Source organism: Streptomyces sp. NPDC001406, assembly GCF_042895285.1.
In the GTDB taxonomy this organism is placed as follows: domain Bacteria; phylum Actinomycetota; class Actinomycetes; order Streptomycetales; family Streptomycetaceae; genus Streptomyces.
The window spans coordinates 236,039-250,063 of the sequence record NZ_JBIAWG010000009.1 but is presented as its reverse complement, the minus strand read 5'-3'; the positions used below and the strand labels follow the sequence as shown (position 1 = coordinate 250,063).

Here is a 14,025-nt window from a genome sequence, read left to right as displayed (position 1 = left end):
CGGGTGGGAGGGCTGCCTAGGGTCGGCACATGACCTCGCCCAGCGCCCTGCCCGGCCCCTACGCCTCCACGCTCGACCTCGGTGGCCGTACGGCCCTCGTCACCGGCGCCGCCGGCGGCATCGGCCGCGCCTGCGCGCTGCGTCTCGCGGCCGCCGGGGCCAAGGTGAGAGCCGTCGACCGGGACGCAGCGGGCCTGGAAGAGCTGGCCGAGGCGGCCCGCGGCCTCGCGGGCGGCATCGAACCGCACGTCCTGGACCTCACCGACCTGGACGCCGCCGAACTCGCCGCCGCCGGCACCGACGTCCTGGTCAACAACGCCGGACTGCAACTGGTGCGCCCCATCGAGGAGTTCCCGCCCGACGTCTTCCACACCGTGCTGACCGTGATGCTGGAGGCGCCGTTCCGGCTCGTCCGCGGTGCCCTGCCGCACATGTACGGACAGGGCTGGGGCCGCATCGTCAATGTGTCCTCCGTCCATGGTCTACGCGCCTCGGCCTTCAAGTCCGCCTATGTGGCCGCCAAACACGGTCTTGAGGGCCTGTCCAAGACGGCCGCCCTCGAAGGCGCGCCCCATGGAGTCACCTCGAACTGTGTGAACCCCGCCTATGTGCGCACCCCACTGGTCGAGAAGCAGCTCACGGACCAGGCACGGGCGCACGGCATCCCCGAGGAGCGCGTGCTGACCGAGGTGCTCCTGCAGGACAGCGCCGTCAAGCGGCTCATCGAACCCGAGGAGGTTGCCGAGGCCGTGGCATACCTGTGCAGTCCTCGGGCGTCCTTCGTCACCGGCACCTCGCTGGTCCTCGACGGCGGCTGGACGGCGCACTGAGCCGCCCGCCGCCCACGCGGCCGGAGGTTTTCCACAGGCCCCGACGGACCGACGGACGATGCGGAATCCTGTGAGCATGTCCCGCGATCACCTGCACTCCGCCGGACGCCCCGCCACCGGTGCCGGGGCGCCGGCCGGCGCCGCCGTCACACCCGACCCCGGCGCCGAGACGCCGTTTCTCGAACTGCTCGCACGCGGCGCGCCGGCGGAGGCGTACGAGCAGCCGGTGCTGCTCGCCCGCGCCGAGGGCCGCCCGGCCGACCGGATCGCCGCGCTGGAGCGGGCCAGGCTCCTGGCCCTGCGGGTCCGCTCGGACCTGGAGGGTCGCCGCCGCCGCGAGGCGGAGCTGTCCGCCCTCTTCGAAACCGCGCACGACCTGGCGGGCCTCAGGGACCTGGACGCGGTGCTGCAGGCGATCGTGCAGCGCGCCCGCTCCCTGCTCGGCACGGACGTCGCCTACCTCAGCCTCAACGACCCCGACCGGGGCGACACCTATATGCGGGTGACCGAGGGCTCGGTCGCGGCCCGCTTCCAGCAGCTGCGCCTGGGCATGGGGGAGGGGCTCGGCGGACTCGTCGCCCAGACGGCCCGGCCCTACGTCACCGACGACTACTTCAAGGACGCCCGCTTCCAGCACACCCTCGCCATCGACGCGGGCGTGCGGGACGAGGGCCTGGTCGCCATTCTCGGCGTGCCCCTGATGCTCGGGCCCCATGTCATCGGCGTGCTGTTCGCCGCGGACCGGCGCGCCCGGGTCTTCGAGCGGGAGCAGATCGCGCTCCTCGGCTCCTTCGCCGCTCTCGCCGCGGCCGCCATCGACACCGCGAACCTGCTCACCGAGACCCGCTCGGCGCTCGCCGGGCTGGAGCGCGCCAACGAGATCATCCGGGACCGCAGCGCGGTCATCGAACGCGCCTCGGACGTCCACGACCGGCTCGCCGAACTCGTGCTGCGCGGCGGAGGGGTCCACGACGTCGCCGCCGCGGTGTCCCAGGTCCTCCCCGGAACCGTCGAGTTCGCCGAGGCGGACGCCACACCGCCGCAGGCGCTGGAGGAGTCCCGGGCCGAGGGCCACGCGGTGCGGCACGGGGGCGACTGGATCGCCGCGGTGGCCGCGGGCGGTGAACTCCTCGGCGCCCTCGTGCTGCGCGGCCACCCGGGTCTCGACCCCGTCGACCAGCTCACCCTGGAGCGCGCCGCGATGGTCACCTCGCTGCTCCTGCTCGCCCGCCGCTCCGCTGCCGAGGCCGAGCAGCGCGTCCGCGGCGAACTCCTCGACGACCTGCTCGACGCCCGCGACCGCGACCCGCGTCTGCTGCGCGCCCGCGCGGCCCGGCTGCACGCCGACCTCGACGCCACCCATGTCGTCCTGGCCGCCCGCCTCGACGGCCCGGCGGCCGACGCCGAACAGGAGGCCGCCGCCCGACGCCGGCTGTGGGCCGCGGCCTCCCATCTCGCCGCCACCCGGCACGGCCTGGCCGCGGCCCGTGACGGAGGCACCGTCCTGCTGCTGCCCCTCGGCCCCGGTGACACCGCCACCGAGGTGGCCCGGCGCACCGCGCGCCACCTCGGCACCGCCGTCCACGAACCGGTCACCGCGGGCGCCTCCGCCCCCGTCGCCGACCTCCTCGCACGCCCCGACACCCTGGCCACCGCCTACGCCGAGGGCCGCCGCTGCCTCGACGCGCTGCGTCTTCTGGGCCGCTGTGGGGACGGCGCCGCCGCCGAGGACTTCGGCTTCCTCGGCCTGCTCCTCGCGGGCGAGCGGGACGTCACCGGTTTCGTCGACCGCACCATCGGCCCGGTGGTGGCCTACGACGAACGGCGCGGTACGGACCTGCTGCGCACCCTCGACGCCTACTTCGCCTGCGGTATGAGTCCGGCCCGCACCAAGGACGAACTCCACGTCCACGTCAACACGGTCGCCCAGCGGCTGGAGCGCGTCTCCCGCCTCCTCGGCGACGACTGGCAGGGCCCCGCCCGCGCCCTGGAGATCCAACTCGCCCTGCACCTGCACCGGTTGGCGGCACCGGCACGGCACTGACCCCCGTACGGACGACCGTACGGGGGCCGGTGCGGGCGTACCCGATCACCCGGTGGACGCGCCCGACGCCGAGGCTCCGGCGGTCTCGGAACCGCCCAAGGCCCCGGCCCCGGCTCCGTGCCCGGCCCCGACATCGGCGAGGTCCCGGTGCCGGGTCTCCTGCGCCACCCCCACGGCGATCAGCGTCAGCACGGCCGCCGCGATCACATACAGGGCGATCGGGGTCGAATTGCCGTAGTCGGCGAGCAGCGCGGTGGCGATGAGCGGCGCGGGGGCACCGGCCGCCACGGACGCGAACTGGGCGCCGATGGAAGCGCCGGAGTAGCGCATCCGGGTCGCGAACATCTCGGAGAAGAAGGCGGCCTGCGGCGCGTACATCGCGCCGTGCAGCACGAGCCCCACGGTCACGGCGAGGACGAGGTTCCCGAACGTGGCCGTGTCGACCAGGGAGAAGAAGGGGAACATCCACAGGCCCACACCGGCCGCGCCCAGCAGATAGACGGGACGGCGCCCGACCCGGTCGGACAGCGCGCCCCAGGCCGGAATGACCGCGAAGTGCACGGCCGAGCCGATGAGCACGGCGTTCAGCGCCGTCTGCTTGGAGACCCCGGCCGACGTGGTGGCGTAGACGAGGATGAACGCGGTGATGACGTAGTAGCTGATGTTCTCCGCCATGCGAGCGCCCATCGCCACGAGCACATCACGCCAGTGGTGCCGCAGGACGGAGACGAGCGGCAGCTTCTCGGCATCCTCCGCGCGCTCCGCCCTGCGGGCCTCGGCCCGCTCCAACGCCTCACGGAACACAGGCGATTCATCGACAGAGAGCCGAATCCACAAACCGACGACGACCAGCACACCGGAGAGCAGGAACGGGATCCGCCAGCCCCAGCTGCCGAAGGCGTCGTCCGACAGCACGGCGGTGAGCAGCGACAGCACACCGGTCGCGAGGAGTTGTCCCGCCGGGGCCCCGGTCTGCGGCCACGAGGCCCAGAACCCGCGCCGCCGCGCGTCCCCGTGCTCGGACACCAGCAGCACGGCCCCGCCCCACTCACCGCCGAGCGCGAAGCCCTGGACGAGACGCAGCGCGGTGAGCAGGACGGGGGCGGCGGCGCCAACGCTGGCGTGCGTGGGCAGCAGCCCGATCGCGAAGGTCGCGCCGCCCATCAGCAACAGGCTCAGCACCAGCAGCTTCTTGCGCCCCAGCCGGTCGCCGTAGTGCCCGAAGACCAGCGCGCCGAGCGGCCGCGCCGCGAATCCGACGGCGTACGTCAGAAACGACAGCAGCGTGCCGACGAGCGGTTCCGAGCCCGGGAAGAACAACTTGTTGAACACCAGAGCGGCGGCCGAGCCGTAGAGGAAGAAGTCGTACCACTCGATGGTGGTGCCGATGAGGCTGGCGGCGACGATGCGGGGGAGGTTGGGCGGAGCTGGTGGAGCGGTCGCGGGGGAGGACATCGGCACCACTTCCTGGCGTTCGACGGGGACGTTTGCGTGTCGCCACACCGTAGGAACGGGCAGGTGAGAGGCGTATGTGGTGGGACACCATAGTTCTGGGCGTGGGAGTGCGGGTTCCCACCATGGAGGCGCCCCGTTGACCAGTGGCGCCGTGGACCGTGTCGGTCCGGTGGATGACGTGGAACGCAGCTCATTCCCACGGCTGAGCCCAAAGCTCGTCGTGAGTGCGGAAGGACGGGGTGCCCAGGGGGCCAAGACTGGACGAGTGCCCTGACCAGCGGGCATTTCCCCCTTCCGGAGCACATCGACTGCGAGCGGAGCACAGCCGCGTGGCTACTTTTCTCTACAGAGTGGGCAGATTCGCCTTCCGGCACCGGTACGGCGTGGCCGTGGCCTGGGTCGCACTCCTCGTCCTGGCCGGTCTCGGAGCCTCCGCGGCTACACCCCGTGATCGTCGCGCTCACCCTGCTCCCGGCGCTGCTGGCGATCGTGGGCAAGCGCATAGTCGGCCGGCGGGGCCGCCGGGCAGTCGCGCAGCAGGCCGGTGGCGGCCGACCGCCGGCGCCCGCCGCTAGGCGCGGTTCGTGCTTCCGAAGGCCCGTACGTAGCTACGGTTTCCCGGCGCCCACAGGCCCACCGTGACACCCGGTTCGTCTTGGTCGTCCTGAGCACGTTGCTCTGCTCGCGGAGTTCGGCCGGCACGCCGAGCAGTACGGCGCCGCGGTGATCCAGGTGCACTGCGCGGAACCCGCGCACCTCCCCGGCAACACGGCGCCGGCCCGGGCCGTGGCCCGGTACCGCGGCACGGCCCGTCCCCAGGTGGAGGCACCGGCGCCGGTCGCTTCCGGGCCGTCCCACACCGGGCAGGAGCGCGCACCTCGCAGACCGGGCCACCTTGGCGGAACTTCGTCAGCTGTACGCCGCTGCCCCCGGCCACCGGCTCCTGCTCGTCGTCGCCGTGGGGGAGGAGGGCGCACCCGACGGCCTGCTCCCGGTCATCCGGGAGGCGGACCACCTGGCAGTGGGTCCGCTGCCGGCCCATGCGGTCGCGGAACTGGCCGCCCGCCACGCCCTTCCCGGCATCGCGCCGGACCTTCTCCGCCTCACGGCCGGGCGTCCCGCGCTGCTTGTCGAAGCGCTCGCCGCCGTGGTGCGCGGGGCCTCGCTCCCCAACCGCCTGCCGGACGGCCTGGCCCGGGTGGCCCGTGACCTCGTCCAGCGCCTGGGCCAACCGGTCGCCGATCTGTTGCGACAGGCCGCGCTCATCGGCCCGCGGTTCGGTTTCGACGCGGTGGTGCGCAGCAGCGGCCTTCCCCGCCACGAGGTCGCCCGTCGCCTGGAACGGGTGTTGCGGGCCGATGTGCTCCGGGCGGAGGGGGAGATGTTCTTGTTCGCCGGTGAGGCCCTGCACACGGCCCTGGCCGCCTCCGTTCCCGCGGCACTGCGCGCCGCTTTGACGGAGCATCACCGAGCGCGACCGGCCGGGCGAGCCGACGCTCTGCGCAGAAGACGCCCCGTCGCGGACGCCCGCCGCGACCGGCGTCAAGTCCCGCGCTGTGGATGCCGCCCGCGGTGAATTGCCGCAGCCGCCAGGCGTTCAGGTGCTCCATCCGCAGCCCTGAGCGGAATTCCCCCAGGACCCGCGCGTCGTCCTCCCGTGATGTGACGTCCTCCACTCCTCTCTCCTCCCTGTGCCCCCGCGGTGAACCTCTCGTGGAATATGTGTCCGAAGAACTGTTATCCGAGGCTCACCGAACGATCTCCCATGCATCGGACAGCATCGTTCGGCGTCGAGGACAGGGAAGTTTTTTGATGAGCACACAGAACCCGGTGGAGACCGCGGCACTGGTGACCGCTGCCCGAGGGGGCGACCCCGAGGCTCAGGACGCCCTGGTCAATGCGTACCTCCCGCTGGTCTACAACGTCGTGGGACGGGCTCTGAACGGCTCGGTCGACGTCGACGACGTGGTGCAGGAGACGATGCTCCGCGCTCTCGACGGGCTGGGCGGACTGCGTGACCCCGAGAGCTTCCGCTCCTGGCTCGTGGCGATCGCGATGAATCAGGTCCGGGCCCACTGGCAGGACCGGCAGGTCGAACCGGGAGCCGTGGAGGACGCCCAGGACTTCGCCGACCCGGGCGCCGACTTCGTCGACCTGACCATGGTGCAGCTGCAACTGTCCGGCCAGCGCCAGGAGACCGCCCGGGCGTCACGCTGGCTGGAGCCGGACGACCGGGGACTGCTGTCGCTGTGGTGGCTGGAGTGCGCCGGTGAACTGACCCGGACCGAGGTCGCCGCGGCCCTGGAGCTGTCGCCGCAGCACACGGCGGTCCGGGTGCAACGGATGAAGGCGCAACTGGAGGCCGCCCGCGTGGTGGTCCGGGCACTCGACGCGCAGCCGCCGTGCGGGGAACTGCGGGGCATGCTGGGCACTTGGGACGGCCGGCCCTCGGCGCTGTGGCGCAAACGAATAGCCCGGCACGCCCGTGGCTGCGCGCGCTGCTCCGGTCTGTGGAGCGGGTTGATGCCGGCCGAGGGGCTGCTGGCCGGTCTGGCGCTGGTCGCGGCGGCGCCCGCGCTGCTGGAGAAGGTGCTCTCCGCCTCCGACTCCATGGCACCGGTCGGGTCGGCATCCCTGCTCGGCGCCTCCGGAAGTCACGCCTCGGCGGGCACGGGAGCCGGACACCGTGCCACGCGCGGCCGGTCAAACACCCGTGGCGAGGCCCGGCGACGCCGGCGCGTACGGCGCCGGGCCGTCGGCGGTGCCGTGGTGGCGGCCTGTGTGGCGGGCGGCGGCCTCTGGTACTTCGGCACGGACTCCGGGTCCGGTTTCGACGGTTCGACCACCGCGCGGACGGCCGATGCCCCCGTGACGGACCTCTCGGCACCGAGCGCCGTCGAGACCTCCCCGTCGGCCTCCGCGTCCCCGTCGCCGTCCGCCTCGAAATCGAAGAAGGCGAGCGCCTCCAAGACCCCGAAGCCCGCCAAGAAGAGCGTGCCGCCGACCCGGCAGTCCGCCCGGCCGACTCCGACTCCGGCCAGTACCCCGCAGACCCAGTCGGCCCCGACGGGCACGGTTGCGCAGGTGGTCGCGCTGGTGAACAAGGAGCGGGCGAACGCGGGCTGCGGTCCCCTCACGGAGAACGCGCAACTGGAGAAGGCCGCGCAGGCCCACTCCGACGACATGGCCGCCCGCAACTTCTTCGACCACACCAACCCGGACGGCGTCGACCCCGGGCAGCGCATCACCGCCGCGGGCTACCGCTGGTCCACGTACGGGGAGAACATCGCTCAGGGCCAGCAGACCCCCGAGTCGGTGATGGACTCGTGGATGAACAGCCCCGGCCACCGCGCCAACATCCTCAACTGCTCGTTCAAGGAGATCGGCGTGGGCGTCCACAAGGGTTCGGGCGGCCCGTGGTGGACCCAGGACTTCGGCGCCAAGCTCTGAGGCGAGCGGCACCCGGGCACCACCTGGCCACCGCGCTCGGCCTGCCGGACATCGTGCCGACGGACTGCGCGCACTGCCGTCAGCCGGTCGACGGCGGGCGGCCGGCAGTGCCGTCGTCGTCGGTGCTCCGGGCCGCGGCCAGGTAGGTGTAGGCGGAGGCGCGGGAGATGCCGAGCCGGGTCGCCACCTGCTGGACCGCACCCCGTACGGCGAACACACCGCGCCGGTCGAGGTCGCGGAACAGCTCCACGCGTTCCTCGCGGCCGAGTTGCGGCCACGGCTTGTTCTGGCGCAGCTGGCGGGCGTCGACGATCGCGTCCAGCACCGTGCCGATGTCGTCGCCGAAGGTCGTCGTGGGGAGCGTGGTGGCGGGCGCGGTGACGCCGGCGATCTCGCCGACCAGGGTGTGCACCTGGTTCACGGCGGTCACGTCGAGGTTGATGCACAGCGCGCCGAACACCGCACCGCTCGAATCGCGCAGCACCATGGTGGACGACTTGACCAACTTCCCGTCCTGCGTGCGGGTGATGTAGTTCAGCTCGTCGCGCGCCTCGTCACCGCGGGCCAGGATCTGCATGCCGATCTCGCTCATCGACCCGCCGACGCCCCGCCCGGTGACCGATCCCGCGAGAGCGACGACGGAGTGTTCGGGCCGGCGGAAGTCATGGATCACCACCTCGCAGAAGGATCCGAGGCTCGCGGCGATCCCGTCGATCACCGGAGTCAGCGCGGCGATGATCGCGTCCTGCTCGTCGGCCGGCATGGCACACCCCTCGCGCTGCGTCACGCACCCTGCCCCGGTGGCGGGTCTGGACATGCAGTATAGGTGTTGGACAATAATTCCAGAGCCGATGTTCCGGACCGTCGAAGGGACCACGACCATGCCCGACGCCCAGCCCGTCACGCTGCAGGACGTCCAGGACGCCGCGGCGCAGATCAAGGGAGTGGCCCACCGCACGCCCGTACTGCGCTCCCGCACACTGGACGCACTGGTCGGAGCCCAGGTCTTCGTCAAGTGCGAGAACTTCCAGCGCGTCGGCGCCTTCAAGTTCCGCGGCGCGTACAACGCCGTGTCCAGGCTGTCCCCGGAGCAACTGGCCAAGGGGGTCGCCGCCTACTCCTCCGGCAACCACGCGCAGGCCGTCGCCCTGGCCGCCCGGGAACTCGGCGCCCGCGCCGTCATCGTGATGCCCGAGGACACGCCCCGCTCGAAGCTGGAGGCGACCGCGGGCTACGGGGCGGAGATCGTCACCTACGACCGTTACACCGGCGACCGGGAGGCGATCGGGGGAGCCCTCGCGGCCGAGCGGGGCCTGGCGCTCGTGCCGCCGTACGAGCATCCGCACGTCATCGCGGGGCAGGGCACCGCCGCCCTCGAACTCATCGAGGAAGTAGGGGACTTGGACGCCCTGGTCGTGCCGGTCGGGGGCGGTGGGCTGATCGCCGGCAGCGCCACCGCCGCCAAGGGGCTCCTTCCGGACATCCGTGTCATCGGGGTCGAGCCGGAGGCCGGGGACGACACCAAGCGGTCTCTCGAAGCCGGGCGCCGCGTCTCCATTCCCGTGCCGCGCACCATCGCCGACGGTCAGGCCGCCGACATCCCCGGAAAGCTCACCTTCTCCATCAACCGGCGTCTGCTGGACGGCATCGCCCTGGTCGACGACGACCGGATCCGGGACGCCATGCGCTTCGCCTTCGAGCGCATGAAGATCGTCGTCGAACCCAGCGGAGCAAGCGCGCTCGGCGCCCTGCTGGCCCACCGCACCGACCTCGGCCCGGCTCCCCGCAGGATCGGGGTCATCCTGTCCGGCGGCAACATCGGCGCCCAGCGCTTCGCGGAACTCCTCGGCGGCTGAGGATCACGAACCGGCCGGTCGCTGCTGCTGTTGTTCCCGCTCGCGCTCCCGCTCCCGCTCCTGTTCCTGTTCCTGTTCCTGTTCCGCCAGTCGGCGGCGGGCCTCCGTCCAGTCGATGGGCAGGGCGGACGCCGGTACCTGCCAGAAGGTGAAGACCGACGCCTTCATCGAGGAGCGCAGTCCGGTCATGATCGACCGATGCGGTTCGGTCTTCGCGTACCGGTACAGCGCGTCCTTGTCCTGCCAGGCCGACAGGGTCCAGAACGTGCGCTTGAGGGGCTGGGCTATCAGCGAGGCGCCGTACGCACCGGGCGCGCCGGTCACCTGTTTCCATGTGGCGAGCGAGCGCAGGAAGAAGCGCGGTACGTCGGAGAGCTTGCGAACCTCCAGGCGTGACGCCATGACGAACGCCTCGGCGTCCGGTGCGGGCTTGTCGACGGTGGTCCAACGCAGAGTGGGCATGGCGGCCGCCTTCTCGGGTTCAGGGGTCGGAGCAGGACGGGAGAGAGGAACCCCTATTGGATACCTCTGCTATCCAGATTAGATAGTAGAGGTATCCAGTTTCCAGAGCGAGGCCGATTTCGATGCGCATGTCCGAGCTGAGCCGCCGCGGCGGCGTCTCCGTCTCGACCGTCAAGTACTACATCCGCGAGGGCCTGCTCCCGCCCGGCCGGACGACCGCGGCGACCCAGGCCGAGTACGACGACCACCATCTGCGCAGGCTCCGCCTGATCCGCGCGCTGACCGGGGTACGCGGGCTGTCCGTGGGCACCACCCGGGAGCTGCTGGACGCCCTGTCCCGGAACGCGGACGACACCCACCTCACGCTCGGCCTCGCCCTGGGCTCGATCGGCCCGGCCGGGGAGCCAGGAGAGCAGGCCTCCGGCGCAACCGAAGTCGACGAGCTGGTCGAGGAGCTGGGCTGGGACGTGCACCGGTCGGCACCCGCCCGTGCCACGCTCGCCGAGACCCTCACCTCACTGCGCTCGCTCGGAGTCCCCCTGGACCGGCGTACGTTGCTGCCGTACGCGCGGCTGGCGGAGCGGACCGCGGTCCTCGACCTCGACCAACTCGACGGAATCGAGGACCCGTTGGAGGCAGCCGAACGCGCCCTGCTGTTGACCGTCCTCCTGGAGCCCGCGCTGATGGCGCTCAGACGCATGGCCCAGGAGAACGAGTCGGCCCACCGCCACGCCGGCCCCGGACCCTCACCCGCCTAGCCGGCTCAGCCGTCGCGGAACTCCGGTGTCCGGCGGCGCGACGCACGGCCGGCCGCGTCCTCAGTCGGTGTCGCGGCGGGAGACCTCCACGTTCTCCAGGATGCCGAGCGCGTCCGGTACGAGCACCGCGGCCGCGTAGTAGGTGCTCACCAGATAGGAGGTCACCGCCTGCTCGTTGATGCCCATGAAGCGGATGTTCAGGCCCGGTTCGACCTCGTCCGGCAGGCCCGTCTGGTGCAGGCCGATCACACCCTGGTCGTCCTCGCCGGTGCGCATCGCGATGATCGACGACGTACGGGCCTCGGTGACCGGGATCTTGCCGCACGGCAGCAGGGGAACCCCGCGCCAGGCGGGCAGTCTGTGGCCGTTCACCTCGACACCGCCGAAGTACAGGCCCCGCTTGCTGCACTCGCGGCCGAAGGCGGCGATCGCCCGTGGATGCGCGAACAGGAAACTCGTCTCGCGCCGCATGCTCAGCAGTTCGTCCAGGTCGTTTGGCGTCGGCGGCCCGGAACGGGTGGAGATCCGCTGGTCGTAGTCGGCGTTGTGCAGCAGCCCGAAGTCCCGGTTGTTGACCAGCTCGCGCTCCTGCCGCTCCCGCAACGCCTCGACGATCAGCCGGAGTTGCTGCTGGGTCTGGTGCATCGGCTGGTTGTAGAGATCGGCGACACGGGTGTGCACCCGCAGCACGGTCTGCGCGACGCTCAGCCCATACTCGCGCGGCTCCACCTCGTAGTCCACGAACGTCCCCGGGATGTCGGGCTCGCCCGAGTGCCCCGAACTGAGCGCGATCTCGGCCTCTCCGGAGCCGTTGACCGGCCGGTGACCGTCCGGCCGGGCCAGATCCACGTGCGCCCGCAGATCACCGTGCCGCTGCGCGACCTCCTGGTACGCCGAGTGCGGCAGCGCCAGCACGGTGGTGGCGGTCGCCGCGCGGGCGGTGAACTCCCAGGCGCCGTCCAGGCTCGCGAGCACCTGGCCGCCGAAGGTGTCCCCGTCGGCGAGCAGGCCGACCACCGTCTCGTCGCCGTAGGGGCCCGCGCCGATCTTCTCCACCTTGCCGTGCGCGACCAGGTAGACATGGTCGGCCGGCCGGCCCGCCGTGGCGATCACCTGGCCGGGCGCGTACTCCCGCTGCTCGAACCGTGCCGCCAGCGCCCGCAGCGCGGCACCGTCCGGGAACCCGCGCAGCAGGGGCAGTTCGCCCAGCTCCGCCGGGACCACCCTGACCTGCGCGCCGGTCTTGACGAACGTCACCCGTCCGTCGCCGAGCACATACGCCAGCCGCCGGTTGACGCGATACGTGCCGCCCGGCACGTCCACCCAGGGCAGCATGCGCGTCAGCCACCGTGAGCTGATCCCCTGCATCTGGGGCTCGGACTTGGTCGTCGTCGTGAGATTCCGTGCCGCGGCGGTACCGAGGCTCTGCCGCTCCCGCTCCTCGGCACCCGCCGCGGGTGTCGTACCGGTCTCGACCGACATGGTTCCTTCTCTCATGTAGCACCGGTGACGGTCATGTGCCTACCGTCACCCTCCGTGTCTACAGTTACCCGGTACCGGCCACGACGAGTGATGACCCGGCAGGGCGTGCGAGGCACGGCCCGCCGTGAACTGCCCCCGCACCACCCCCGGTTCCGCCGCGGGCACCCGGTTGGCGGTATCCGCCACGGCCGCGGGGCACAGGCACGTGCCGGACCGGGAACGGGACACGGACCGGGAACGGGACACATGGTGGGCCCGGCCGCCGTTTTCACGGGGGAGTGACCCGGGCCCGAGGGTGCGGGCGGCCGTCGCGCACTCCCGCGCTCCCGCTCCACCCCAACGAGGATGAGCGGCGCCGACCCTGCTCATCCCAGCGGCGATCTCCGTTCACCGCGAGCACACCGTAGGCGTCGGGCGTGACGGGGACACTCCGCAATGCGTGGCCGTTGTCCGCACTCCGTACGGCGTCCATGACCCGTCTGCGGTGCTCCCCGCGTCCCCGGAGCCGGGGGCCGTTCAGAATGACCGCATGGCATGGATCTCCGGCGCGGCCGGGGCGCTGGTGCTCGCACTGGTCCTCAGCAGCATCCTGCGCACCCTGGTGGTGCCCCGCGGGCTGTACTCCGGGCTGGTGTTCCGCCTGTGGTGGGTGCTGCGCAGACTGCTGCGGCTCACCCAGCGAGGGGGCGGATACGAGGCCGTCGACCGCGCGCAGACCTGGCTCGCCCCGCTGATGCTGATCGGGATGCTCACCACCTGGCTCGGCGGGGCCCTGCTCGCGTTCGGGCTCCTGCTGTACGCGCTGTCCCCGCTGTCCTGGGCCTCGGCCTTCCGGGAGGCGGGCAGCAGCCTGTTCACCCTCGGCTTCGCCAGCGGCGCCCGGCTGAAGCTGTCGGCGCTCGACTTCGTCGCCGCGGCCACCGGACCCGTCGTCATCGCCCTGCAGATCGCCTACCTGCCGACGCTCTACAGCGCCTACAACCGGCGCGAACTGGAGGTCACCCTGCTCCAGTCCCGGGCCGGCGAGCCCGCCTGGGGCCCCGAGGTGCTGGCCCGGCAGTGGCTGGTCGACACCGAGGGCGCGCTGCCCGGGCTGTACCGCGCCTGGGAGCGGCTGGCCTCGGACATCGGGGAGAGCCACTCCACGTACCCGATCCTGCTGACCTTCCGCTCTCCGCGCCCGCACCGCAGCGCGCTGGTCGGGCTCGTCGCCGTCATGGACGCGGCGGCCATGCAGCTCTCCCTGGCCCCGCAAGTCGCGCCGCGGGAGGCGCGGCTCGTGCTGCGCGCCGGGTTCACGGCCCTGCGCGACATCGCCCGCGCGCTGCGCATCCCCTTCGACGTCGACCCGGCACCGGACGCCTCGATCCTGCTCACGTTCGGGGAGTTCGAGGAGGCGGTGGCGAGAGTGGAGGCGGCCGGTTTCCTGGCCGAGCGGCCGGCCAAGGACGCCTGGCCGCACTTCCGGGGCTGGCGGGTCAACTACGAGGCGATCGTCTACGAGCTGTGCCGCCGCTGCGACGCGGTCCCGGCCCTGTGGACCGGCCCGCGCGACTTCTCCGGTGGTCCGATCCCGCCCCGGCGTCCGGTGGACCGGCGTCCTGGCGAAGGTCGGCCGGAACTGCCCCCCGCCGAGGGGTAGTCCACCGGCCTCCGGAGGGAAGATCCCAGCGGAGGGACCGGGAGAG

At 72.2% G+C, this 14,025-nt stretch carries 11 protein-coding genes; 7 read left to right on the top strand and 4 right to left on the bottom strand.

The annotated features are described in order from the left end of the window. Nucleotides 1-29: 29 nt before the first annotated feature. Together ACFY1J_RS23220 and ACFY1J_RS23215 are read left to right on the top strand one after the other, a co-directional pair. Nucleotides 30-830, top strand: a complete 801-nt coding sequence (locus tag ACFY1J_RS23220) for a 3-hydroxybutyrate dehydrogenase (RefSeq protein ID WP_390710623.1) — start codon at nt 30-32, stop codon at nt 828-830. 76 nt (nt 831-906) lie between these two features. After that, nucleotides 907-2,874 carry a helix-turn-helix domain-containing protein gene (locus ACFY1J_RS23215; RefSeq protein ID WP_390731794.1) on the top strand — a complete coding sequence of 656 codons (1,968 nt, stop codon included), beginning with the start codon at nt 907-909 and terminating at the stop codon, nt 2,872-2,874. A 45-nt stretch (nt 2,875-2,919) separates the two neighbouring features. Here ACFY1J_RS23215 and ACFY1J_RS23210 read toward each other — a convergent pair whose 3' ends face one another. Then, entirely contained in the window at nt 2,920-4,329 is a 1,410-nt protein-coding gene (locus tag ACFY1J_RS23210; protein WP_390710625.1) for an MFS transporter, read from the bottom strand. Between the two features lie 895 nt (nt 4,330-5,224). Here ACFY1J_RS23210 and ACFY1J_RS23205 point away from each other — a divergent pair. Next, nucleotides 5,225-5,905: a hypothetical protein gene (locus tag ACFY1J_RS23205; protein WP_390710626.1), complete on the top strand. Its 681-nt coding sequence runs from the start codon at nt 5,225-5,227 to the stop codon at nt 5,903-5,905. A 236-nt stretch (nt 5,906-6,141) separates the two neighbouring features. Beyond that, nucleotides 6,142-7,779, top strand: coding sequence for a sigma-70 family RNA polymerase sigma factor (locus tag ACFY1J_RS23200; RefSeq protein WP_390731793.1), 1,638 nt, complete (start codon nt 6,142-6,144; stop codon nt 7,777-7,779). Between the two features lie 79 nt (nt 7,780-7,858). Here the strand turns inward: ACFY1J_RS23200 and ACFY1J_RS23195 are convergent, their stop codons facing one another. Next, complete coding sequence (locus ACFY1J_RS23195; protein WP_390710628.1) at nt 7,859-8,542, bottom strand: transcriptional regulator; 684 nt, start codon at nt 8,540-8,542, stop codon at nt 7,859-7,861. Between the two features lie 118 nt (nt 8,543-8,660). Between ACFY1J_RS23195 and ACFY1J_RS23190 the strand changes: the two genes are divergently transcribed. After that, nucleotides 8,661-9,635: a threo-3-hydroxy-L-aspartate ammonia-lyase gene (locus ACFY1J_RS23190; protein WP_390710629.1), complete on the top strand. Its 975-nt coding sequence runs from the start codon at nt 8,661-8,663 to the stop codon at nt 9,633-9,635. Nucleotides 9,636-9,638: 3 nt separating this feature from the next. On the opposite strand, the gene ACFY1J_RS23185 is transcribed toward ACFY1J_RS23190, so the two are convergent. Then, nucleotides 9,639-10,097, bottom strand: coding sequence for a DUF3291 domain-containing protein (locus ACFY1J_RS23185; RefSeq protein WP_390710630.1), 459 nt, complete (start codon nt 10,095-10,097; stop codon nt 9,639-9,641). Nucleotides 10,098-10,219: 122 nt separating this feature from the next. On the opposite strand from ACFY1J_RS23185, the gene ACFY1J_RS23180 reads away from it, so the two are divergent. Continuing rightward, the gene (locus tag ACFY1J_RS23180) at nt 10,220-10,855 is read left to right on the top strand and encodes a MerR family transcriptional regulator (protein ID WP_390710631.1); all 636 of its coding nucleotides are present in this window, start codon (nt 10,220-10,222) and stop codon (nt 10,853-10,855) included. Nucleotides 10,856-10,915: 60 nt separating this feature from the next. On the opposite strand, the gene ACFY1J_RS23175 is transcribed toward ACFY1J_RS23180, so the two are convergent. Then, the gene (locus ACFY1J_RS23175) at nt 10,916-12,337 is read right to left on the bottom strand and encodes a family 2B encapsulin nanocompartment shell protein (RefSeq protein WP_390710632.1); all 1,422 of its coding nucleotides are present in this window, start codon (nt 12,335-12,337) and stop codon (nt 10,916-10,918) included. A gap of 529 nt (nt 12,338-12,866) precedes the next feature. Here ACFY1J_RS23175 and ACFY1J_RS23170 point away from each other — a divergent pair. Then, a complete protein-coding gene (locus ACFY1J_RS23170) occupies nt 12,867-13,979 on the top strand; it encodes a hypothetical protein (RefSeq protein WP_390710633.1) in 1,113 nt (370 codons plus the stop codon). Nucleotides 13,980-14,025 lie beyond the last annotated feature (46 nt).